This is a genomic window from Lysobacter sp. 2RAF19, assembly GCF_052115395.1.
In the GTDB taxonomy this organism is placed as follows: domain Bacteria; phylum Pseudomonadota; class Gammaproteobacteria; order Xanthomonadales; family Xanthomonadaceae; genus Noviluteimonas.
The window spans coordinates 343300-365079 of record NZ_JBFRGO010000001.1 but is presented as its reverse complement, the minus strand read 5'-3'; the positions used below and the strand labels follow the sequence as shown (position 1 = coordinate 365079).

23 protein-coding genes are annotated in these 21780 nt (G+C 67.1%); 11 read left to right on the top strand and 12 right to left on the bottom strand.

Features of this window, described 5'->3' with window-relative positions:
- Positions 1-88: 88 nt before the first annotated feature.
- Genes AB4059_RS01920 through ndk form a run of 4 tightly spaced genes read right to left on the bottom strand, consistent with a single transcriptional unit; the run spans position 89 to position 3329 of the window.
- Positions 89-916: a RodZ domain-containing protein gene (locus AB4059_RS01920; protein WP_498976111.1), complete on the bottom strand. Its 828-nt coding sequence runs from the start codon at positions 914-916 to the stop codon at positions 89-91.
- The gene (pilW, locus tag AB4059_RS01915; RefSeq protein ID WP_498976109.1) at positions 913-1731 is read right to left on the bottom strand and encodes a type IV pilus biogenesis/stability protein PilW; all 819 of its coding nucleotides are present in this window, start codon (positions 1729-1731) and stop codon (positions 913-915) included. Before pilW ends, AB4059_RS01920 begins: the two co-directional genes overlap by 4 nt.
- Positions 1718-2899, bottom strand: a complete 1182-nt coding sequence (gene rlmN, locus AB4059_RS01910; RefSeq protein WP_498976107.1) for a dual-specificity RNA methyltransferase RlmN — start codon at positions 2897-2899, stop codon at positions 1718-1720. The genes pilW and rlmN overlap by 14 nt, the downstream gene beginning before the upstream one ends.
- Before the next feature lie 4 nt (positions 2900-2903).
- The gene (ndk, locus tag AB4059_RS01905; RefSeq protein WP_498976105.1) at positions 2904-3329 is read right to left on the bottom strand and encodes a nucleoside-diphosphate kinase; all 426 of its coding nucleotides are present in this window, start codon (positions 3327-3329) and stop codon (positions 2904-2906) included.
- A gap of 278 nt (positions 3330-3607) precedes the next feature.
- On the opposite strand from ndk, the gene AB4059_RS01900 reads away from it, so the two are divergent.
- From AB4059_RS01900 to AB4059_RS01880, 5 genes are all read left to right on the top strand, one after another.
- A complete protein-coding gene (locus AB4059_RS01900; RefSeq protein WP_498976103.1) occupies positions 3608-4228 on the top strand; it encodes a TetR/AcrR family transcriptional regulator in 621 nt (206 codons plus the stop codon).
- A gap of 54 nt (positions 4229-4282) precedes the next feature.
- Entirely contained in the window at positions 4283-6658 is a 2376-nt protein-coding gene (locus AB4059_RS01895; protein WP_498976101.1) for a 3-hydroxyacyl-CoA dehydrogenase/enoyl-CoA hydratase family protein, read from the top strand.
- Between the two features lie 5 nt (positions 6659-6663).
- Entirely contained in the window at positions 6664-7869 is a 1206-nt protein-coding gene (locus tag AB4059_RS01890) for an acetyl-CoA C-acyltransferase (RefSeq protein ID WP_498976099.1), read from the top strand.
- 116 nt (positions 7870-7985) lie between these two features.
- Positions 7986-8516 (top strand): hypothetical protein, encoded by a 531-nt coding sequence (locus AB4059_RS01885; RefSeq protein WP_498976097.1) that lies wholly within the window; start codon positions 7986-7988, stop codon positions 8514-8516.
- 62 nt (positions 8517-8578) lie between these two features.
- On the top strand, positions 8579-9220 hold the full coding sequence (locus tag AB4059_RS01880; protein ID WP_498976095.1) for a hypothetical protein: 642 nt from the start codon (positions 8579-8581) through the stop codon (positions 9218-9220).
- 7 nt (positions 9221-9227) lie between these two features.
- Here the strand turns inward: AB4059_RS01880 and galU are convergent, their stop codons facing one another.
- The 8 genes from galU to cmk all read right to left on the bottom strand — a co-directional run bounded on the left by galU (position 9228) and on the right by cmk (position 17476).
- The gene (gene galU, locus AB4059_RS01875; protein WP_498976093.1) at positions 9228-10148 is read right to left on the bottom strand and encodes a UTP--glucose-1-phosphate uridylyltransferase GalU; all 921 of its coding nucleotides are present in this window, start codon (positions 10146-10148) and stop codon (positions 9228-9230) included.
- The gene (locus AB4059_RS01870; RefSeq protein ID WP_498976091.1) at positions 10148-12055 is read right to left on the bottom strand and encodes a polysaccharide biosynthesis protein; all 1908 of its coding nucleotides are present in this window, start codon (positions 12053-12055) and stop codon (positions 10148-10150) included. The genes galU and AB4059_RS01870 overlap by 1 nt, the downstream gene beginning before the upstream one ends.
- Complete coding sequence (locus AB4059_RS01865) at positions 12052-13026, bottom strand: MraY family glycosyltransferase (protein WP_498976089.1); 975 nt, start codon at positions 13024-13026, stop codon at positions 12052-12054. The genes AB4059_RS01870 and AB4059_RS01865 overlap by 4 nt, the downstream gene beginning before the upstream one ends.
- A gap of 14 nt (positions 13027-13040) precedes the next feature.
- Positions 13041-14222, bottom strand: a complete 1182-nt coding sequence (lapB, locus tag AB4059_RS01860; RefSeq protein ID WP_498976087.1) for a lipopolysaccharide assembly protein LapB — start codon at positions 14220-14222, stop codon at positions 13041-13043.
- A gap of 3 nt (positions 14223-14225) precedes the next feature.
- Positions 14226-14510: a LapA family protein gene (locus AB4059_RS01855; RefSeq protein ID WP_498976085.1), complete on the bottom strand. Its 285-nt coding sequence runs from the start codon at positions 14508-14510 to the stop codon at positions 14226-14228.
- Positions 14511-14559: 49 nt separating this feature from the next.
- Complete coding sequence (locus AB4059_RS01850) at positions 14560-14970, bottom strand: integration host factor subunit beta (protein WP_498976083.1); 411 nt, start codon at positions 14968-14970, stop codon at positions 14560-14562.
- On the bottom strand, positions 14971-16656 hold the full coding sequence (gene rpsA / locus AB4059_RS01845; protein WP_498962289.1) for a 30S ribosomal protein S1: 1686 nt from the start codon (positions 16654-16656) through the stop codon (positions 14971-14973).
- A 124-nt stretch (positions 16657-16780) separates the two neighbouring features.
- Complete coding sequence (gene cmk / locus AB4059_RS01840) at positions 16781-17476, bottom strand: (d)CMP kinase (protein WP_498976081.1); 696 nt, start codon at positions 17474-17476, stop codon at positions 16781-16783.
- 102 nt (positions 17477-17578) lie between these two features.
- Between cmk and ykgO the strand changes: the two genes are divergently transcribed.
- The 6 genes from ykgO (at position 17579) to AB4059_RS01810 (ending at position 21753) form a co-directional block, all read left to right on the top strand.
- Positions 17579-17704 (top strand): type B 50S ribosomal protein L36, encoded by a 126-nt coding sequence (gene ykgO, locus AB4059_RS01835; protein ID WP_010342887.1) that lies wholly within the window; start codon positions 17579-17581, stop codon positions 17702-17704.
- Positions 17705-17828: 124 nt separating this feature from the next.
- Positions 17829-18197, top strand: coding sequence for a hypothetical protein (locus AB4059_RS01830; protein WP_498976079.1), 369 nt, complete (start codon positions 17829-17831; stop codon positions 18195-18197).
- Positions 18197-19231 (top strand): agmatine deiminase family protein, encoded by a 1035-nt coding sequence (locus AB4059_RS01825; protein ID WP_498976077.1) that lies wholly within the window; start codon positions 18197-18199, stop codon positions 19229-19231. The genes AB4059_RS01830 and AB4059_RS01825 overlap by 1 nt, the downstream gene beginning before the upstream one ends.
- Positions 19228-20118 carry a carbon-nitrogen hydrolase gene (locus tag AB4059_RS01820; protein ID WP_498976075.1) on the top strand — a complete coding sequence of 297 codons (891 nt, stop codon included), beginning with the start codon at positions 19228-19230 and terminating at the stop codon, positions 20116-20118. Before AB4059_RS01825 ends, AB4059_RS01820 begins: the two co-directional genes overlap by 4 nt.
- 76 nt (positions 20119-20194) lie before the next feature.
- Positions 20195-20806, top strand: coding sequence for a TetR/AcrR family transcriptional regulator (locus AB4059_RS01815; RefSeq protein ID WP_498976073.1), 612 nt, complete (start codon positions 20195-20197; stop codon positions 20804-20806).
- A gap of 20 nt (positions 20807-20826) precedes the next feature.
- The gene (locus AB4059_RS01810; protein ID WP_498976071.1) at positions 20827-21753 is read left to right on the top strand and encodes an alpha/beta hydrolase; all 927 of its coding nucleotides are present in this window, start codon (positions 20827-20829) and stop codon (positions 21751-21753) included.
- Positions 21754-21780 lie beyond the last annotated feature (27 nt).

Here is a 21780-nt window from a genome sequence, read left to right as displayed (position 1 = left end):
CTTGGACTGTTGCTGTCGGGGGATGCGGGCCGCGCGCGTGCGCGGGACGCGTACGCCTGCCCCGCATGCGGGCCCTGAAGCGCGTGGGTCAGTCGCCGACCGGCGCCAGGGAACCGTCAGAGGATACCGTAAAGCGCGCGACGTTCGCGCGGCGGAACGCCGTCAGGTCCTGCGGGCGATCGCCCTGCTGCACCACCACCGCCGATGCGTTGCCCAGCGTGACGCGGCCGACTTCGCCGGCGGCATAGGAACGCATGGTGCCTGCCGGGAGCAGGCCCTTCTCGATCGTGCGGCCGTCGGGCGACTGCACCTGCACCCAGCTGTCGCCGGTCAGGCGGAGCACGAGCGCGGATTTCGCCACCGGGCGCGGCGAAAGATTGGGCGTCATCGAGGCCACGACCGTGGGTTCGTTCGCGACGGGCGCCGGCGTGTCGGCGTCGCCGACCAGCGGCGTGCCGGTGGCGGGCGCATCGAGCGACTGCACCGTCGCCGGATCCGTGCGGCCCATGATGTGCGGCTTGGTCGCCAGCCATGCGGGAACGACGAGCGCCGCGGTCAGGATGATGTAGACCAGGCGACGCTTGCCCTGTTCGAACCAGCGCGTCATCCGCGGCGTATAGCTGCGCGCGACGATGGGCGTGGGTTCGATCGGCGCGACGCCGGAAGCGGCGAGCGTGGTGGAGGTCACCAGGCCGAGCAGGCGCGAATAGCTGCGCAACTGGCCGCGGACGTAGACCGGCGCGCCGAGGCGCTTCCAGTCTTCGGCTTCCATCGCTTCCACGACGCGATGGGGCATCTTGAGCTTGTCGGAGACATCGTCGATCGTCAGGCCCGCATTGATGCGTGCCTTGCGCAAACGCTCGCCGACACCGGGCTCTCCGCCGGATGCGTAGGCGTGTTCGTGTTCGCTGGTCATGGCGACTTCGATCCCCCCGCGTTCCCCGACGCAGCGCCCGGGAACTCCTCCCTCAAGCGGCGAACGTATCGCGCCGCCGCGGCACTGTCGCCGAGTTTGTCTTCGATCTGTGACGCAAGCACTAGCGCATCGGCATCGGCCGGGGCAGCCGCCAGCCGGCGCTCGGAGAACGCGCGTGCTTCGAAATAGTTGCCCGACCGGAATTGCACCCGCGCGAGCCCGGCCAGGGCGACCGGATTTTCCGGCGCCAGCGCCAGGGCCTGGCGCAGGTCGCGATCGGCGCGGACGGCGTCGCCGGCATCGAGCGCGCAGCTGCCCGAGTTGGCGAGCGCGGCTTCGGGCGTGGCGTAGCCGGGCGCCTGGAGCGCGCGATCGAACCAGTCGAGCGAGGCCTTCGCCTGCCCGTTCTTGCACAGCCAGGTGCCGTAATTGTTGAGCGTGCGGCCGTCGTTCGGCGCGAGCTGCGAGGCGCGCTGGTAGTGTTGGCCCGCCTGCGCGGACTGCCCCTGCTGTTCGGCGATCACCGCCAGCAGCGTGTAGGCGCCGACGGAGTTGGGATCGATCGACAGCGCCTGGCGCGCGTATTTTTCGGCGGCGACCAGGTCGCCCCTGCGCAGGCCGTCTTCGGACATGCCCAATGCGTTGCGCGATTGCGTGCGATTGCGCGCCTCGGGCGTGTCGTGGACGACGACCGGCGCGTTGGTTTCCTCGAACTTGCCGCGCGAGGTGTCGGTCTTCATGAAGGCCACACGCGAACAGCCGGCCCCGGCCAGGGCCACCAGGAGTGCGACGACGACGACCTCAGGCCGCCGCATCGCCGATCCCCTGTTCGGCCAGGTGCTTGCGGAACGCGGCCTGTCGCCGGGTCCGATCGAGCACCTGCCCCTTCAGCTGGCCGCACGCCGCATCGATGTCGTCGCCGCGGGTGCGCCGCACCGTCGCCAGCACGCGCGCTTCCTGCAAGGTTTTCTGGAACGCGCGGATGTCCTCGTCCGCGGAGCGCTCGAAGCGCGTGCCGGGGAAAGGATTGAACGGAATGAGGTTGACCTTCGCCGCGTCCTTCATCTGCACGGCGTTGTCGAACTTGTGCATCAGGCGCGCAAGCTGCTTGGCATGCTGCGGCTGGTCGTTGACGCCCTTCATCAGCGTGTACTCGAAGGTGATCGAGGTGCCCTTCTTGCGCATCGCGTAGCGGGCGGCGGAGTCGAGCAGTTCGGCGATCGGGTACTTCTTGTTGAGCGGCACGAGTTCGCTGCGCAATTCGTCGTTCGGTGCATGCAGCGAGATGGCGAGCGAGACGTCGCAGACTTCGCCGAGCTTGTCGATCATCGGGACCATGCCCGCGGTCGACAGCGTGACGCGCTTGTTGGCCAGGCCGAAGCCCAGGTCGTCGCGCATGACGTTCATCGCGCGCACGACGTTGTCGAAATTGGCGAGCGGCTCGCCCATGCCCATCATCACCACGTTGGTGAGCTTGCGCTGATGGTGCGGGACGTTGCCGAGGTGGCGCGCCGCGACCCACACCTGCCCGATGATCTCGGCGGTGGAAAGATTGCGGTTGAAGCCCTGCGTGGCCGTGGAGCAGAACTGGCAGTTGAGCGCGCAGCCCACCTGCGAGGACACGCACAGCGTGCCGCGGCCCTTGTCGGGGATGAACACCGTTTCGATGGCGTTGCCGCCATCCATGCCGAGGAGCCACTTGTGCGTGCCGTCGGCCGAAGGCTTTTCGAATTGCACCTTCGGCACGACGATTTCCGCCGCGTCCTCGAGCTTGGCGCGCAGCGCCTTGCCCAGGTCGGTCATCCCCGCGAAATCGGTGACATAGCGATGGTGGATCCACTTCATCACCTGGTGCGCGCGGAAACGCTTCTCGCCGAGGGTGTCGGCGAAGAAGTTTTCCAGGCCCTCGCGGTCGAGCTCGAGGAGGTTCTGTTTGGTGGAAGTCGCGTTCACTGCGTTCGTTTCGATGACCTTGGGTGTCACGCGCTCAGCGCGCGCAGACGTCGGTGGCGGGGAAGAAGTACGCGATTTCGATCGCGGCGTTCTCGAGCGAGTCCGAGCCGTGCACGGCGTTGGCGTCGATCGAGTCGGCGAAGTCGGCGCGGATGGTGCCCGCGGCGGCATCCTTCGGATTGGTGGCGCCCATGAGGTCGCGGTTCTTCAGCACCGCGTTCTCGCCTTCGAGCACCTGGATCATGACCGGGCCGGAGACCATGAAGTTCACCAGCGCGCCGAAGAACGGGCGCTCGCGGTGCACGGCATAGAACCCTTCGGCTTCCTGCTTCGACAGGTGCTTCATCTTCGCGGCGACGACCTTCAGGCCGTTCTTCTCGAAGCGGGAATAGATTTCACCGATGACGTTCTTGGCAACGGCATCGGGCTTGATGATCGAAAGGGTGCGCTCCAGCGCCATTTGGAAACTCTCCGGGCAGGCGGGCTCGCGACTTGTCGCGCGGCCCGAGGATAACAGAAAAACCCGCGACGGAACGCGGGTTTAGCCGATATGGCTGGACGCAATTCTAGCCGTTGGACGCCGCACTTGCACGCGTGGAACGCAACCTCAGGTGAGCGGCAGGAGCGGATCGGTCGTTTGACGATACGTCGGCGTACGGACTACGATCCAAGCAAGCGTTTGAACCGCCCGTTTGAACGCGTGCGACGAACCTGTACGACGAACGAGGACCCTGCGCCATGACGACCACCGTCCACTTCTCCACCAAGGACCGCATCCTCGGCGCCGCCGAAGAACTCTTCGCGCAATACGGCTTCGCCGGCACCTCGCTGCGCCAGGTGACCAGCCGCGCGGACGTCAACATCGCCGCGGTGAACTACCACTTCGGCAGCAAGGAAAACCTCGTCAACGAGGTCTTCCGCCGCCGCATGGACGACATGAGCGCCCATCGCCTCGAGGCACTGAAGACCGCGATCAAGGCGCATCCGGGCGAACTGGAGCCGATTCTCGCCGCCTTCGTCGAACCTGCGCTGGCCATGGCCCAGGACCGCCACGGCGGCGGCGCCTTCATCCGCGTCATCGCGCGCGCCTACGCCGAGAAAAATGACGGCCTGCGCAAGTTCCTGTCCGACCAATACGGGCACGTTCTGCGCGAATTCGCGAAGGCCATCGCCCACTGTATGCCTGGGCTCACCAAAGAAGCGCTTTATTGGCGACTGGACTTCCTGTCCGGCGCCCTGACCTATGCGATGGCCGACTTCGGCTTGATCAAGCGCCCCTCGGGCGTGTCGGAAACCGCGCATCGCCAGCACGCGGCGGAGGAATTGATCCGCTTCGCGGCCGCCGGCTTCAAGAGTTGAGGCTTTGCTTTAAGTAGTACCCATTTCTTTTTCCCTTTCATGGGCTTACGTAACATGTCGAAGAAATTGCTTGTACGACGGGCCGCCGTGCTCGGCGCCGGCGTGATGGGCGCGCAGATCGCCGCGCACCTGACCAATGCCGGCGTCGATACGGTGCTGTTCGACCTGCCTTCCAAGGAAGGCCCGGCCGACGGCATCGCGCTGAAGGCCATTGCGAACCTGGCCAAGCTCTCCCCCGCGCCGCTCGCCGACAAGGCGCTGGCCGAGGCCATCGTTCCCGCCAACTACGACACCGGCCTCGAACTGTTGCGCGGCTGCGATCTGGTGATCGAGGCGATCGCCGAGCGCATGGACTGGAAACAGGAGCTGTATCGCAAGATCGCGCCCTTCGTCCCGGAGCACGCGGTGCTCGCGAGCAACACCTCGGGCCTGGGCATCAATGCCCTGGCCGGCGTGCTGCCCGAAGCGCTGCGCCACCGCTTCTGCGGCGTGCATTTCTTCAACCCGCCGCGCTACATGCACCTGGCCGAACTGATTCCGGCGCAGACGACCGATCCGGAGATCCTCGAAGCGCTGGAAACGTTCCTCGTCACCACGCTGGGCAAGGGCGTGGTCATCGCGAAGGACACGCCCAACTTCATCGGCAATCGCATCGGCGTGTTCTCGATGCTGGCCGCGATGCACCACACCCAACGCCTGGGCCTGGGCTTCGACACGGTCGATGCGCTCACCGGGCCCGCGATCGGGCGGCCGAAGTCGGCGACCTACCGCACCGCGGACGTCGTCGGCCTGGACACGATGGCGCACGTGATCAAGACGATGGCCGACACCCTGCCCAACGATCCGTGGCATCAATACTTCGCCGCGCCCGCGTGGCTGCAGGCATTGGTCGCGAAGGGCGCGCTCGGCCAGAAGAGCGGCGCGGGCTTCTACACCAAGCGCGGCAAGGACATCCTCGTGGTGGATCTTGCGCAGCAGGATTACCGCGCCAGCGCCGGCGAGCTGGATCCTTCGGTCGCGCAGATGCTGAAGGAACGCGACCCGGCGAAGAAGTTCGCCGCCCTGCGCGCGAGCGAGCATCCGCAGGCGCAATTCCTGTGGGCCTGCTTCCGCGACACCTTCCATTACACCGCGTACCACCTGGCCGACATCGCCGACACCGCGCGCGACGTCGACCTCGCGATCCGCTGGGGTTACGGCTGGTCGCTCGGCCCGTTCGAAACCTGGCAGGCCGCGGGCTGGAAGCAGGTCGCGCAATGGATCGCCGACGACATCGTCGGCAACCAGGCGATGGCGAACGCGCCGCTGCCCGACTGGGTGTTCGACGGCCGCGACGGCGTGCACGGTCCCGCGGGCAGCTACAGCCCCGCGCGCAACGCGATGGTGCCCCGCTCGTCCAATCCGGTGTACCAGCGCCAGCGCTTCCCCGATCCGGTGCTCGGCGAAAAGTTCTCGCAGGGCCGCACGGTGTTCGAGAACGACGGCGTGCGCATGTGGGTCGACGAAGGCGACGACATCGCGGTGGTCGGCTTCAAGACCAAGCTGCAGACCGTCAACGACCACGTGCTCAACGGGTTGCAGGAAGCGATCGCGATCGCCGAACGCGACTTCCGTGGCCTGGTGATCTGGCAGCCGAAGGAGCCCTTCTCCGCCGGTGCGGACCTGGCCGGTGCGCTCGGGCTGTTGCAGGCCGGCGACGTCAAGGGCTTCGAAGGCATGGTCGCCAACTTCCAGGCCACCAGCCAGCGCATCAAGTATTCGCTCGTGCCGGTGGTCGCCGCGGTGCGCGGCCTGGCGCTCGGCGGTGGTTGCGAATTCCAGATGCACGCCGCGCGTTCGGTGTTCGCACTGGAAAGCTACGTCGGCCTGGTCGAAGCGGGCGTCGGTTTGTTGCCTGCGGGCGGCGGCCTGAAGGAACTCGCCCTGCGCGCGTCCGAGGCCGCGGGACCGGGCGGCGATGTCTTCGCGCAGCTCAAGACCGGTTTCGAATCGGTGGCGATGGGCAAGGTGTCCACCTCCGCGGTCGAAGCCAAGCAATTGAAGCTCGCGCGCGAAGGCGACGGCGTCGTGTTCAACGCCTTCGAACTGCTCGATGTCGCGCGTGCACAGGCGCGTGCGCTGGCCGACTCGGGCTATCGCCCGCCGTTGCCGGCGCGGCGCATCCAGGCCGCGGGCGACGTGGGCATCGCGACGTTCAAGATGATGCTCGTCAACATGCTCGAAGGCCGCTTCATCTCGCCGCACGATTACGAAATCGCCACGCGCATCGCCACCGTGTTGTGCGGCGGCGAAATCGATCGCGGCACGCTGGTCGACGAGGACTGGCTGCTCCGCCTGGAGCGCGAACACTTCGTGGCGCTGGCGCAGATGCCCAAGACGCAGGAACGCATCGCGCACATGCTCAAGACCGGCAAGCCGCTCAGGAACTGACTGACATGACCAAACAAGTACAAGAGGCCTACATCGTCGCGGCCACCCGCACGCCCGTCGGCAAGGCGCCGCGCGGCGTGTTCCGCAACACCCGCCCCGACGACATGCTCGCGCACGCGCTGCGCAGTGTCGTCGCCCAAGCGCCGGGCATCGATGCTTCGCGCATCGGCGACATCATCATCGGCTGCGCGATGCCCGAGGGCGAGCAAGGCATGAACGTCGCGCGCATCGGCGCGTTGCTCGCGGGGCTGCCGCACACCATCGCGGCGCAGACCATCAACCGCTTCTGTTCGTCGGGTTTGCAGGCCGTCGCGCTCGCCGCCGACCAGATTCGCCTCGGCCACGCCGACCTGATGCTCGCCGGCGGCACCGAATCGATGTCGATGGTGCCGATGATGGGCAACAAGGTGGCATTGAGCCCGTCGGTGTTCGCGCAGGGCGGCGAGAACATCAACATCGCCTACGGCATGGGCATCACCGCCGAGAAGGTCGCCGAGGAATGGAAGGTCTCGCGCGAAGACCAGGATGCATTCGCGCTGGCCTCGCACCAGAAGGCGCTCGCGGCGATGCAGGCCGGCGAGTTCGACGCGGAAATCACGCCCTACGAAGTGATCTCGCACTTGCCCGATGGCAACGTCATCCAGGAAGTGCGCCGCATCGTGAAGCGCGATGAAGGCCCGCGTCCGGACACCTCGCTCGAAGGGCTCGCCAAGCTGCGCCCGGTATTCCGCAACGGCCAGTTCGGCGGCACGGTCACCGCGGGCAACAGTTCGCAGATGAGCGACGGCGCGGCCGCGGTGCTGCTTGCGTCGGAACAGGCGATCAAGGACTACGGCCTGACGCCGCTGGCGAAGTTCCGCAGCTTCAGCGTCGCCGGCGTGCGCCCCGAAGTGATGGGCATCGGCCCGATCGCGGCGATTCCGAAAGCGCTGTCGCAGGCAGGCTTGTCGCTCGATGCGATCGACTGGATCGAATTGAACGAAGCCTTCGCCGCGCAGGCACTGGCGGTGATCCGCGATTCGAAGCTCGATCCGTCGAAGGTCAATCCGCTCGGCGGCGCGATCGCGCTCGGCCATCCGCTCGGTGCGACCGGCGCGGTGCGTACCGCGACCATCGTGCACGGCATGCGCCGTCGCAAGCAGAAGTACGGCCTGGTCACGATGTGCATCGGCACGGGCATGGGCGCGGCGGGCATCTTCGAAGCCGTTTGAACACCGCGAAACTACGATACGGGCGCCGGCCCTTGGCCGGTCGGCGCCTGTCCCTGCGTATTGGATGTTCGGGACGGGAAGCCACCCTCCCTCATACAACTCGTCTAGGGGTCAACATGAAATTGACGTTCGTTGCTGCCGCGCTCGCGGCGGCGATTCTCTCCGTCGTGCCTGCTCGCGACGCAAATGCCGGCAGCAACGCCATGTACGCCGGCAGCGGTTGCAAAGTGTTCGGCACGACTGCGTGGACCGACCTGCTGTTCGGCGCGCGCGGCATCTCCAACACCTCCGCATCGCCGAAGAACATCATCTGCCCGATCGTCAAGGAATCGGAAGGCGATTGGGATGCCGCGGCCGACACGCCGATCAACCAGGCGAGCGTCCACTTCCACGTCACCACGGGCAACAACACGCTGATGACCGCGTGCAACGTGTACGTCGTGGATGCCGAAGGCACGCTGATGAACACCTACAGCATCGCCGTCGGCGGCGTGCCGAACGCGCAGTACAACCAGACCTTCAGCGCCTTCCAGGACAACACCAGCTGGGGCGGCGACCACAACATGGCGACGATGCTCTGCACGCTCGCCCCGGGTGCGCGCCTGAACTTCTACCAGTTGTACGAAGGCGGCACGACGACGTTCTGATCGTGCGCAACCCACGGCCACCGGTGTTCGCGCCGGTGGCTTTTTCCACGGAATGACTCCGCATGAATCGACACACCCTCGCCATCGCCCTGCTCTGCGTCGCGCTTGCCGGCGCCATCGCGTGGGGCATCGCCGGGCGTATGCACGACGCACCGGCCATCGCGTCGCCGACGGCGACGACGGACACGATCGAACAACGCCAGGCCGCGCTCGATGCGCGCATGGACCGCATGGAGCGGATGATCACGGGCCTGGCCGACGCCGCCGGCGTCGCGATCGAACAGCCCTCGGCGGCCAAACCGCATTCGCATGGCGCAGAAGGCGCGGAGTCCAGCGCTGCCGTCGAGGCGCGCCGGGAACAGGCGCAGCGCCAGGCCGAAGCCGCATTCGTCGCCGAGCCGGTCGCGCAGGCGTGGGCGAACCAACAGTCGCGCACGATCGCGCGCGCGTTCTCCTCCGAGAATCTGGCCAGGCTGCATTCGCCCGCACCGCGATTCCAGCAGGCCGAATGCCGCAGCCGCAGTTGCCGGATCGAAGCGGTGTACGCCAACGCGGCGCAGGCCGAGGAAGCGCAGTTGTACCTGCTGTCCGACCTCGCCGGTTCGATGGATCGCTCCCGCCCGTTCCAGCGGACGCTGCCGGACGGCAGCGTCGAACTCACGATGTACGCTTTCGCCGCGACGGCCAGGGGCGCATCGCGCTGAACCGGCGCTACTTCAGTTCGACCACGCCCAGTTCGTCGAGCGCCGTCTGCATCGTGCGTGCCGCGGCTTCGCTGAGTTTTTCGTGGTCGAGCGCATAGCGGATGGTCGCTTCGATCAGGCCGATGTGCGTGCCGCAGTCGAAGCGCGTGCCGCGGAAGCGATACGCGTCGACTTCCTGCTCGACGAGCAATTGCGCGATGGCATCGGTGAGCTGGATCTCGCCGCCCGCGCCGGGCTTGACCTGTTCGAGGAGTTCGAAGATGCGGCTGTCGAGTACGTAACGGCCGACGACGGCGAGCGTGCTCGGCGCGTCCTCGGGCTCCGGCTTTTCGACGATCGCGCTGATGCGGCCCTTGCGACCGGTGAAATCGCCGGTGGCCACGATGCCGTAGCTGCTGGTCTTGTCGCGCGGGACGTCCTGCACCGCGAGCACGCTGGCGCCGGTTTCGGCGGCGTGGTCGGTCATCTGCTTCAGCGCGCCGGGGCCGCGGTTCCAGATCAGGTCGTCGGGCAACAACACGGCGAAGGGCTCGTCGCCGATCACTTCCTTCGCGCACAACACGGCGTGGCCGAGGCCGAGCGCTTCGGCCTGCGTGACGAACACCGCGCGCACGCCCGGCGGCAGCACGTTGCGCACGAGTTCCAGTTGTTCGTATTTGCCGGCGCGCTCGAGTTTCTGTTCGAGCTCGTAGGCCTTGTCGAAATAATCGGCGACGGCGTGCTTGTAACGGTTGGTGATGAACACCAGCGTGTCGCAACCGGCTTCGATGGCTTCATCGACGGCGTACTGGATCAGCGGCTTGTCGATGATCGGCAGCATTTCCTTCGGCACGGTCTTCGTGGCGGGAAGGAAGCGCGTACCCAGGCCGGCCACGGGGAACACGGCCTTGCGCACGCGGCGCGTGGAATTGGGGGAGATCGGGGTCATCAGATCCTGCGGGCGTTGCGGGCGGGAAAGGCCACCACGGTGGCGGCCTGCGCGTGCACGGCGGGTGCAGGCGCGAATTCGGGCACCGCGGCGCGCAACACCCTGGACATGATTTCCAGGTCGTAACGGCCGCAGGCCTCGCGCAATTGCGCGAGCGCCTCGTGCACGGCCTCGGGCGAAACCGCGCGCGGTTCGGCCTGGAGGATCTTCGGATGCGAGGTCGGGCGATAGCGTTCGTCGGCGTGGAAAAGCGTCTCGTGCAATTTCTCGCCCGGCCGCAGCCCCGAGTAGACGATCGCGATGTCGCGCCCGGGCTGTTTGCCCGCCAGGCGGATCATCTGCTCGGCCAGCACGCGGATCGCGATCGGCTCGCCCATGTCGAGCGTGTAGACCGCTTCGTGCGCGCCGATCGCCGAAGCCTGCAGGATCAACTGGCAGGCTTCGGGGATCGTCATGAAGAAGCGCGTGACCTCCGGGTCGGTGACCGTCACCGGGCCGCCCTTGCGGATCTGTTCGCGGAACAGGGGCACGACGCTGCCGGCCGAATCGAGCACGTTGCCGAAACGCACGGTGACAAAGCGCGTGGAGCGCCGGTCGACGAGCGACTGGCAAGCGATCTCCGCCAGGCGCTTGGTCGCGCCGAGCACGTTGACCGGATCGACCGCCTTGTCGGTGGAGATCAGCACGAAGGTGCCGACGCCGTTTTCGTGGCAGGCGTGCGCGACCGTATCGGTGGAAAGCACGTTGTTGCGCACCGCTTCGCGCAACTGGTCTTCGAGCAGCGGCACCTGCTTGTAGGCCGCGGCATGGAAGACCGCGTCGGGTTCGGACAGGCGCAGTGCGTGCGCGATCACCGCGGGATCGCCGCAGTCGCCGAGCAGTGGCACGCAGTCCAGGTCGGGGAAATCGCGCTTGAGTTCGGCGACCGTGGTGGTGAGCGCGAGTTCGTCGATCTCCACGATGCCCACGCGGCGCGCACCGTGCTTGGCGCACTGGCGGCACAACTCGGCACCGATCGAGCCGCCGCCCCCGGTGACGAGCACCGAACGCCCGCCGAGCCAACCGCGGATCGCCTTCCAGTCCGGCATCACCGGGCTGCGGCCGAGCAGGTCTTCGATCGCGACTTCCTTCAGCTCGCCCGGCTGCGAGCGCCCTTCGAGCATGTCGTCCAGGCGCGGCACCATGCGGAAGGGAATGCCGGTGCGTTCGCACACCGCGACCACGCGCTGCAGCAGCGTGGCGTGCACGGAGGGCATCGCGATGACGATCAGGCGCGCGGCGGTTTCGCGCGCGATGGATTCCAGGTCGGCGATCGGGCCAAGTACCGGGACGCCCTGCAACTTGCTGCCGCGCAATTGCGCGGCGTCGTCGAGGAAGCCGACGGGTTCGTAGGCACCGGTGCGACGCAGGTCGCGCACGAGCGCTTCGCCGGCGAGTCCGGCACCGAGGATCAGCACGCGCACGCCCTGCGCATGCGTACGGGCGAGCGTGTGTTCCTTCCACACGCGATACAGCAGGCGCGGCGCACCGAGCAGGCCGACCAGCGCGAAGGGATAGAGGATCAGCACCGTGCGCGGCACGGTCGCCAGGCGGTTGTAGAGGAACAGGCCGAGCGTGATGGCGATGACGCCCACGACCGCGGCCTTCGCCAGGTTGAACAGGTCGGGCACGCTGGCGAAGCGCCACAGCCCGCGATACAGGCCCACGCGCCACAGCACCAGACCCTGGGCGATGAGCACGAGCAACATTTCCGGCGAGGTCAGCGAGGGAACATCGACGGGCGTGCCGGCCAGCCCGTGGCGGACGAGCCGCAGGCCGTTCCAGCTGAGCCAAACCATGAGCAGGTCATGGGCCAGGACCGCGGTCCGCGGCAAGGCCGACGCCCAGTTCGGACGCCACGACATCATCGGGTGCTTTCCTTCACCGCGGCACTCCCTTCCCTTTGCAGCTTCCACCACGCCCCAACACCGGCGGTATACCACGCGACGACGACGATCGACACCCGCAGCGCGTCATGCCCCTGGCCTGAAAGCGTCGCCATCAGGACGATGGCAGCGAGCGTCCATCCTGCATAGGCCAGCGTGACATTGACGTGCGAGCCGGTACGGCGCGCCCATTGCTGATACAGGTGCTGCGCGTGCGGCTGCCACCAGCGCTCCCCGCGCAGCATGCGGCGCGCGAGGGTCAGCGTTGCATCGATGGCAAAGGCCGAGATCGGCAATGCCCACAGCCACACCTGCAACGGCGAGGTCTCCACCGCCCGGATGAGCAACGCGGCCAGCACAAACCCCAGTGCCCCGCTCCCGACATCGCCGAGGAAGATGCGTGCCTTCGGAAAGTTGAAAGGCAAGAAGCCCAGCGTCGCCGCAGCCAGCGCGAAGGCCCACCACGACCACGTGCCCGAACCCAGCAGGCCGATCGCCAGGGCGCACAGCAGGGCCTGGGTCGCGGCGATGCCGTCGATCCCGTCCATGAAGTTCCAGATATTCGTCAGCGCCATCGCCAGCACGAATGCCGCAAGGGCGAGGATCGGTTCACCCGCGGCGTGCCAGACGCCGGCCGCGAGCAGCGCCGAGGCGACGCCCTGCACCGCCAGCCGGACCCAGGGCGACATGGGGCGGTGATCGTCGAGCAGGCCCACGCCCCCGACGAGCAGCAGGCCAGCAAGTGCGCAGCCGAGTTCGAACGGGTCGGCCAACGATGGCAGCAACGCGGCCCCCGCCAACAACAGCGCGACGACGATCGAAACCCCGCCGCCGCGTGGCGTGGGCGTGGTGTGCGCGCGACGTTCGCCCGGTGCATCGACGACGCCGCGCCGCAGCGCGTAGGCACGCGCGAACCACGTGCCCACCAATCCGATCAGCAGGCTCGCGAGCAACCAGAGCGGGAACATCAAACCACCGCGTAGTTCAGCAGCGGCTTGATCGAACCCCACTCCTTGCAGCTGGGGCATTGCCAGTGATGCGCACGCGCGCCGAAACCGCAGCGATTGCAGCGGTAGCTCGGATTGCGCACGAGCAACTGGTCGGTGATGTGCTTGAGGTCTTCGAGCGTGGCGGCCGGGTCGCCGCCGTCGGCGAGGGTCAGGTCGATCAACGCCGCTTCGCCGCGCACCGACGGACGATCCTTCAACTGCTGCGCAAGATAGGCGCGCGCCGACGACACGCCCTCCTCCGCTTCGACCATCCGGGTCAATGCGAGCACGGGCGCCACGCCGCGATAGTGCTCGATCATCTCGGTGAGGAAACTGCGCGCGCCCGACAGATCGCCCACGCGTTCGTAGGCGGGCAGCAATTGCGGCAGGATTTCCGGGAGATAGTCCGCATCGATGCGCGCCACGCGTTCGAAGGCGCGGATGGCGGCGGCATCGTTGCCGTCTTCCAGTTCGATGCGGCCTTCGAGGATGCCGGCGCGCACGGAATTCGCATCGGCCTGGTAAGCGCGCGCGACGGAAGCGCGCGCGGCTTCGACTTCGCCCGCGGCGCGATGGCGATCGGCGAGTTCGCATTCGAACTGCGCGACCAGCTTGCCCATCGGTTCGGCGGTGATTTCCTCGTAGCGCGTGGCGTTCTCGATCGCCTTGCCCCAGTCGCGTTCGGCCTGGTAGATGCCGATCAGGTGCTTGAGCGCTTGCGGGGCGCGCATGTCGAGTCGGACGAGGTCGCTGAAGACGGTCTCGGCGCGATCGAGCAAGCCCGAGCGCATGTAGTCCTCGCCCAGAGCGAGCAGCGCCTGCACCTTCTGCTGGTCGGACAGGTCGGGGCGTTGCACGAGCGCCTGGTGCAGGCGGATCGCGCGATCGACTTCACCGCGCCGACGGAACAGATGCCCGAGCGCGACTTGCGTTTCGAAGGTGTCCTTGTCGAGTTCGGCGATGCGCAGGAAGACTTCGATCGCCTTGTCGGGCTGCTCGTTGAGCAGGTAGTTCAGGCCGCGGAAGTAGGTGGTCGACAGGCGGCTGACCTGCGTGTCGCTGTGGCGCTCGCCACCGCGCCGGCCGATGAGCCAACCGCTCCACGCCGCCAACGGCAGGAGGAGGAAGAACCAGAACCACTGGTTGACGAATTCCAGCATGCGTCAGGGGAGCGTCCGGTCGTTGTCGGGGCGTGCGTCGCGCGAACGCGCGTCGGGCTTCTGCGCGCGGCGCAGGCGTTGTTGCATCGGGAGGATGACGCTCGCCGCCAATGCCAGGCCGCCGGCGATGACGCCGACGAGCAGCGAGACCAGCACGATCACGCCGAGCGAGCTCGTCGCGCGCGCGAAACCGAAGTCGAGCACCGCGGTCTGCGGGTTGAGCGCACCCACGACGATGCCTGCCGCGAGGCATGCAAGGGCGATCAGGAGGCGGATCAATCGGATCATTCGGCGCTGCGGCTCCATCGCATGGGAGAGGTCAGCTTAGCCGATGAACTCATGCGTCCGGTTCGACCGGCACCACGGCGCTGACGCGCTCGCGGAGTTCCTTGCCGGGCTTGAAATGCGGGACGTGCTTGCCCGGGAGGGCGACGGAATCGCCGGTCTTCGGGTTGCGCCCCAGGCGGGGCGGACGGTAGTGCAGCGAGAAGCTGCCGAAACCGCGGATTTCGATGCGTTCGCCGCCACTGAGCGACCCGCCCATCATCTCGAGCAAGGACTTCACCGCGAGATCGACGTCGTCCGCCTTCAGGTGGCCCTGGCGCGCGGAGAGGATCTCGATCAGTTCGGACTTGGTCATTCTGGCTCGTCTGATGCGGGCAGTGGATGGATTGCGCGTTTGGCGCCCGGCGTTCCCTGCTTGTGCGAAAGGCGGCCCGATGACCGGGCCGCCTTCGCGATGCTGCAATTACTCGGACTTGTTGTTCAGCTGCTCGCGCAGCAGCGCGCCGAGGCGCGTGGTGCCCGTGGAAGCGTCCGACGCCTTGTTGTACTCGGCCATGGCTTCGGCGGTGTCCGCCTCGTCCTTGGCCTTGATCGACAACTGCAGCGTGCGGCCCTTGCGGTCCATGCCCGTGAACTTGGCTTCGATTTCGTCGCCGACCTTCAGGTGCTGGCTGGCGTCTTCGATGCGGTCGTAGGAGATGTCGCGGACCGACACGTAGCCTTCCACGCCCTCGCCCAGGTCGATGGTCGCGCCCTTGGCGTCCACTTCCTTGACGGTGCCCTTGACCTTCGAGCCCTTCGGGTTGGCGGCCATGTACTGGCCGAACGGATCCTGCTCGAGCTGCTTGACGCCCAGCGAGATGCGCTCGCGTTCCGGGTCGACCGCGAGCACGACGGCGTCGAGGTTGTCGCCCTTCTTGAAGTTGCGCGCGACGTCTTCGCCGGTGGAGTTCCAGCTGATGTCCGACAGGTGGATGAGACCGTCGATGCCGCCGTCCAGGCCGATGAAGACGCCGAAGTCGGTGATCGACTTGATCTGGCCCGACACCTTGTCGCCCTTCTTGTGGATGGCCGCGAAGGTTTCCCACGGATTGCTGGTGACCTGCTTCATGCCGAGCGAGATGCGGCGACGCTCTTCATCCACGTCGAGCACCATGACCTGCACTTCGTCGCCGACCTGGACCACCTTGGACGGGTTGACGTTCTTGTTGGTCCAGTCCATTTCGGACACGTGGACCAGGCCTTCGACGCCCGGCTCGATTTCGACGAACGCGCCGTAATCGGTGACGTTGGAGACCTTGCCGAACACGCGGGTGTTGGCCGGGTAACGACGGGCGATGTTGTCCCACGGATCCTCGCCCAGCTGCTTCAGGCCGAGGCTGACGCGGTTGCGCTCGCGGTCGTACTTGAGCACGCGGACGTCGAGCTCCTGGCCGACTTCCACGACTTCGGACGGATGGCGCACGCGCTTCCAGGCCATGTCGGTGATGTGCAGCAGGCCGTCGATGCCACCGAGGTCCACGAACGCGCCGTAGTCGGTGAGGTTCTTGACGACGCCCTTGAGGACGGCGCCTTCGACCAGCTTCTCGAGCAGCTGCTCGCGCTCTTCCGAATGTTCGCTCTCGACCACCGCGCGGCGGGAGACGACGACATTGTTGCGCTTGCGGTCAAGCTTGATGAGCTTGAACTCGAGTTCCTTGCCTTCCAGGTACACCGGGTCGCGGACCGGGCGCACGTCGACCAGGGAACCGGGCAGGAATGCGCGGACGTCCTTGATGTCGACGGTGAAACCGCCCTTGACCTTGCCGCTGATGCGGCCGGTGATGGTTTCGTTCTTCTCGAGCGCTTCCTCGAGTTCGTCCCACACCATCGCGCGCTTGGCCTTCTCGCGGGACAGCACGGTTTCGCCGAAGCCGTTCTCGAGCGAGTCGAGGGCGACCTTCACTTCATCGCCCACGCCAACGTCGATCTCGCCGGCGTCGTTGCGGAACTGTTCGATCGGCACGATGCCTTCGGACTTCAGGCCGGCGTTGATCACCACGACGTCGGTACGGACCTCGACGACGACACCGGTGACGATGGAGCCGGGCTTGAGCTTGGCCAGGCCGGCCTGGCTCTGTTCGAACAGTTCGGCAAAAGATTCGGTCATTGCAGCGGACATTAGGAAATTCTCAGGCGGTGCTTCGGGATGAAGCGACCAGGGGGTTGGAGTGATGGACCCCGGCGCGCACCCATGCGCGTCGAGGGCTGTGTCTGCAACGCGGGAACGACGCTCAGCGCGCCGGCAGCAATGCCAGCACGCGCTCGACGACGGCTTCGATCGAAAGGCCGGTGGTGTCGATGCGGACGGCGTCATCGGCCGGCCGCAGGGGCGCCACTGCCCGGTTCGCATCGCGGGCGTCGCGGGCGAGGATCTCGCGCAACAGACCGGGCAATGTAACGGAAACTCCCTTCTCGCTCAACTGCTTATGGCGCCTTTCGGCCCTTTCCTCGGCACTGGCGGTCAGGAAGACCTTGATCGCGGCGTCGGGGAAGATCACCGTGCCCATGTCCCGGCCGTCGGCGACCAGGCCCGGCGGGCGCCGATAGGCCCGCTGGGCCTCCTTGAGCGCGGCCCGGACCTCGGGGATGGCGGCGATGGCCGAGGCGGCCGCACCGGCGGTTTCGGTCCGCAGATCATCGGTGGCGTCGACCCCGTTCACGATCACGCGGGGCTCCTCGCCGGCCTGCCCCTCGCGGAAATCGATCTGCGTATCGAAGGTGCAGCGGACCAGCGCCGAGGCGTCGGAGAGGTCGATGTCGTTCCAGCCGGCGGCGATGCCGACCGCGCGGTAGAGGGCGCCCGAATCCAGGTAATGCCAGCCCAGGCGCTGGGCCACGTGGCGGCTGATGGTGCCCTTGCCGGAGCCGGAAGGGCCGTCGATGGTGAGGACGGGAATGGCTGGGGGGTCGGGCTGGGCTTCGGTCATGGGGAACGATTGTAGTGCAACCACTTGAGCGACCGAAGAAAACCCGTCAGAATGCGCGGCTTCGCTCCATCCATCCACATTCAACCGTTGCCGAGGTTCGTCATGAAGGTCCTGTCCTCCCTGAAGTCGGCGAAGGCCCGTCACCGCGACTGCAAGGTGGTCCGCCGTCGTGGCAAGGTCTTCGTGATCTGCAAGTCCAACCCGCGTTTCAAGGCGCGCCAGCGCTAAGCGATTCGACTCGCCGGGAAGACGAAGGCCGCCGCGAGGCGGCTTTCGCATTTTCGGCGCCGGGTTCGTGCTTACAATCCCGCCCACTTGCATTCAGCTTGAATGCCAAACGGGGAGAGTCCGCATGGTCGTCCGCATCGTTGCCGCATCCATCTTCGCCCTGTCCTGCGCCGGCGCCGCCTTCGCGCAGGACACCGCTCCGGTCCAGCAACCCCGTGTCACCGAAGGCGACACGCTGCTGATCGAGCGCGTCAACGAAGAAAACACCGCCGCCATGCCGGCCCGCGGGATGAGCGCGCAGGAAGTCGAATCGAAGTTCGGCGCGCCCGCCAGCAAGCTCGACCCGCGCGGCGGCCAGAAACACCAGTGGCCGACCATCAACCGCTGGTCCTATCCCACGTTCACCGTCTACTTCGAGAAGAACCGCGTCATCGACGCCGTCGCCAACAAGGCCGACGCCAACGAAGTCGGCCCGAAACCCGCCATCCGCTGATGCCCGAACTCGCAACACGCTTCCCCGCGGAGTGGGAATCCCAGTCCGCGGTGCTCATCGCCTGGCCGCACGCCGACACCGACTGGGCCGATCGCCTGGGCGAAGTCGAGGAAACCTACATCGCGCTCGTCGCCGCGCTGGTGCGCTACACGCGCGTGATCGTGTGCGTGGCCGACGAAGACCTGCAGACGTATGCCGAGGCGCGCTTGCGTTCGGCACGCGTGGACCTCTCGCGCGTGCGCTTCATCGAAGTCGAATACGACGATACGTGGCTGCGCGACTCCGGCCCGATCACGCTGCGCACGGCCGACGGCTTCCGCCTGCTCGACTTCCGCTTCACCGGTTGGGGCGGCAAGTTCGAAGCCAGCCGCGACGACCGGTTGATCGAACGCCTCGTCGAACAAGGCGTCTTCGAACACGCGCAACGCACGCCCATCGACTTCGCACTCGAAGGCGGCGCGATCGAAACCGACGGCGCCGGCACCTTGCTGACCACCTGGCGCTGCCTGCACGAGCGCCATCCCGACGACGATCGCGCATCGCTCGAAGCGCGCCTGAAGGACTGGCTGCGCCAGGATCGCGTGTTGTGGCTCGACGCCGGTTACCTCGAAGGCGACGACACCGACGCGCACATCGATACCCTCGCCCGCCTCGCGCCGGACGACGCGATCGTCTTCCAGGCCTGCGACGACCCGTCGGATTCGCACTACGCCGAATTGCGTGCGATGGCCGATGAAATCGCGGCACTGCGCACGAAGGACGGCGCGCCGTATCGCTTGTTCCCGTTGCCGTGGGCGCAGCCGATCCTCGATCAGGAACGTCGCCTCGCCGCCTCCTACGCCAACTTCCTGATCGTCGACGGCGCCGTGCTCATGCCGTCCTACGGCGACCCGGCCGATGCCCTGGCCGCCGCGGTGCTTGAAAACGCCTTCCCCGGCCGCGACATCGTGCAGGTCCCCTGCCGTCCGCTGATCTGGCAAAACGGCAGCCTCCACTGCATCACCATGCAATTGCCGCAAGGACTCGTGCGATGACGCGCACCACCAAGCTTCCCGTCGCGCTGATCCAGGAACGCAACCACGGTTCGGCCGACGACAACCTGGCCGTGATCGAATCGCGCGTGGCCGAAGCGGCGAACAACGGCGCGCGCCTGGTGCTGCTGCAGGAATTGCACAACGGCCCGTATTTCTGCCAGCACGAGGACGTGCGCGAATTCGACCTCGCCGAAACCATCCCGGGCCCGAGCACGGAACGCTTGTCGCGCCTGGCGAAACAGCACGGCATCGTGCTGGTCAGCTCGCTGTTCGAAAAGCGCGCGACAGGCCTGTACCACAACACCGCGGTGGTCTTCGAAACCGACGGCGCGCTCGCGGGCAAGTACCGCAAGATGCACATCCCCGACGACCCGGGCTTCTACGAGAAGTTCTACTTCACGCCCGGTGACATGGGTTTCGAACCGATCGACACCTCCGTCGGCCGCCTCGGCCTGATGGTGTGCTGGGACCAGTGGTATCCCGAAGGCGCGCGGCTGATGGCACTCGCCGGCGCCGAACTGCTGCTCTATCCGACGGCGATCGGCTGGGACCCCGACGATGCGCAGGACGAAAAGGATCGCCAGCGCAATGCATGGATCCTCAGCCACCGCGGCCACTCGGTCGCCAATGGCTTGCCGGTGTTGAGCTGCAACCGCGTCGGCCACGAGCCCTCGCCGATGGGCACCTCGGGTATCCGCTTCTGGGGTTCGAGCCACGTGCTCGGCCCGCAGGGCGAATTCCTTGCGGAGGCCAGCCAGGACGCGCCCGAGATCCTGATGGCCGAAGTGGACATGGAACGCAGCGAACACGTGCGCCGCATCTGGCCCTTCCTCCGCGATCGCCGCATCGACGCCTACCAGGATCTGCTGAAGCGTTACCGCGACTAGGCTCCCCTGAATGGGCGAGCGCCTTGACCGACCAGCGGTCTTCAAAATACGAACGGTCGTGCTAATGTCCGCGTCCATGAGCACCCAGACCGCCACGCCCAAGGGCGCCGCCACCCGCGACACGATCGTCGCGCGGGCCTACGACATCGCACGCGCCTCCGGCGTGGAAGGGTTGTCGATCGGTCCGCTCGCGGCCGCGGTCGGCATGTCGAAGAGCGGCGTGTTCGCGCACTTCGGTTCGCGCGAAGACTTGCAGCTGGCGGTCCTGGAAGAAGCCGCGCAGCGTTTCGGCAACGCCGTGCTGATGCCTTCGCTTTCGCAACCCCGTGGCCTGCCCCGGCTGCGCGCGATCATGGCGCACTGGTTCGAATGGGTGCGCAGCACCGCGGCCGTCGGTGGTTGCGTGCTGATGGCCTCGGTCATGGAATACGACGACCGCCCCGGTGCGCTGCGCGACCTGGTCGTCCACAACGAACGGCGCTGGCGCAACGAACTGGCGCGCGCCGTGCAACTGGCGATCGACGCCGGCCACCTCGCGCCGGGCGATGTCGATCAATACGTCTTCGAGCTTTACGCCATTCCGCTCACGGTCCACCACCAAGCCGGTCTGTTCGGTTACGACGTCGCGCGCCGCCACGGCGATGCGGCCGTCGAACGCTGGATCGCCGCCTACGCCCCCCAACGCTGATCGCACGCCGGAGTTCCCCCATGGCTACGCCCGCCTCCCGAATTAGCACGACCGTTCGCTCCTCGCTGCATCTGGCCACGGTGCGCCTAGGGTTCCGCATCTTCGGCATGCTCAAGCCCGCGACCACGTTGCGTGCGGCCGGCAAGTTGTTCTCCACGCCCTTCGGATCCAGCCGCGCGCGCGCGCTCGCCGCGCCCCTCGGCGATGCCCGCATCGGCGAGATCACCGTCGATGGCAAGCGCATCGCCACTTACACCTGGGGCGATCCGCAGCGTCAGCCCTACGTGTTGTTCGCGCATGGCTGGTCGAGCCACGGCACGCGCTTCCTGCCGTGGGTGCCGCGATTGCGCGCCGAAGGCTACGCAGTCGTCGCGTTCGACCAACCGGCGCATGGCCGCAGTTCGGGCGAACACACCACGTTGCCGGGATTCGCCGAAACGCTGCTCGCCGTCGGCAAGCGATTCGGGCCCGCGGCGCTGCTCGTCGCGCACTCGCTCGGCGGGGCGGCGGCGAGTGTTGCACTCGCGCATGGGCTGCAAGCCGACCGCGTCGTGCTGATCGCACCGGCCGCCGATCCCGAAGCGGCGACCGAACGCTTCGCCCGCATGATCGCGTTGCCGCAACGGCTGTGGCGCGCGCTGATCTGCTCCTTCGAACGCCACGTGGGCGTCGCCTTCGACGACCTCCAGGCGCATCGCAACGCACCGTGCATCGCGCGCCCGGCGCTGATCGTGCACGACGTCGAGGACCGCGAAGTGCCGTGGTCGGAAGGCGAGCGTTATGCACGCTACTGGGCCGATTCGCGCCTGCTCAGCACGCGGGGCCTGGGCCACAACCGCATCGCGGGGGATGCCGGCGTCATCGCGGCGGCCCTGCGGTTCGCGCATGGCGAGACGGTCGGCGTCCGCGTCGTGTCCTCGCCGAACCTGCCTTACGGGTTCGCCTGAGCGGGGACAACGTCCATACTGCGCGGC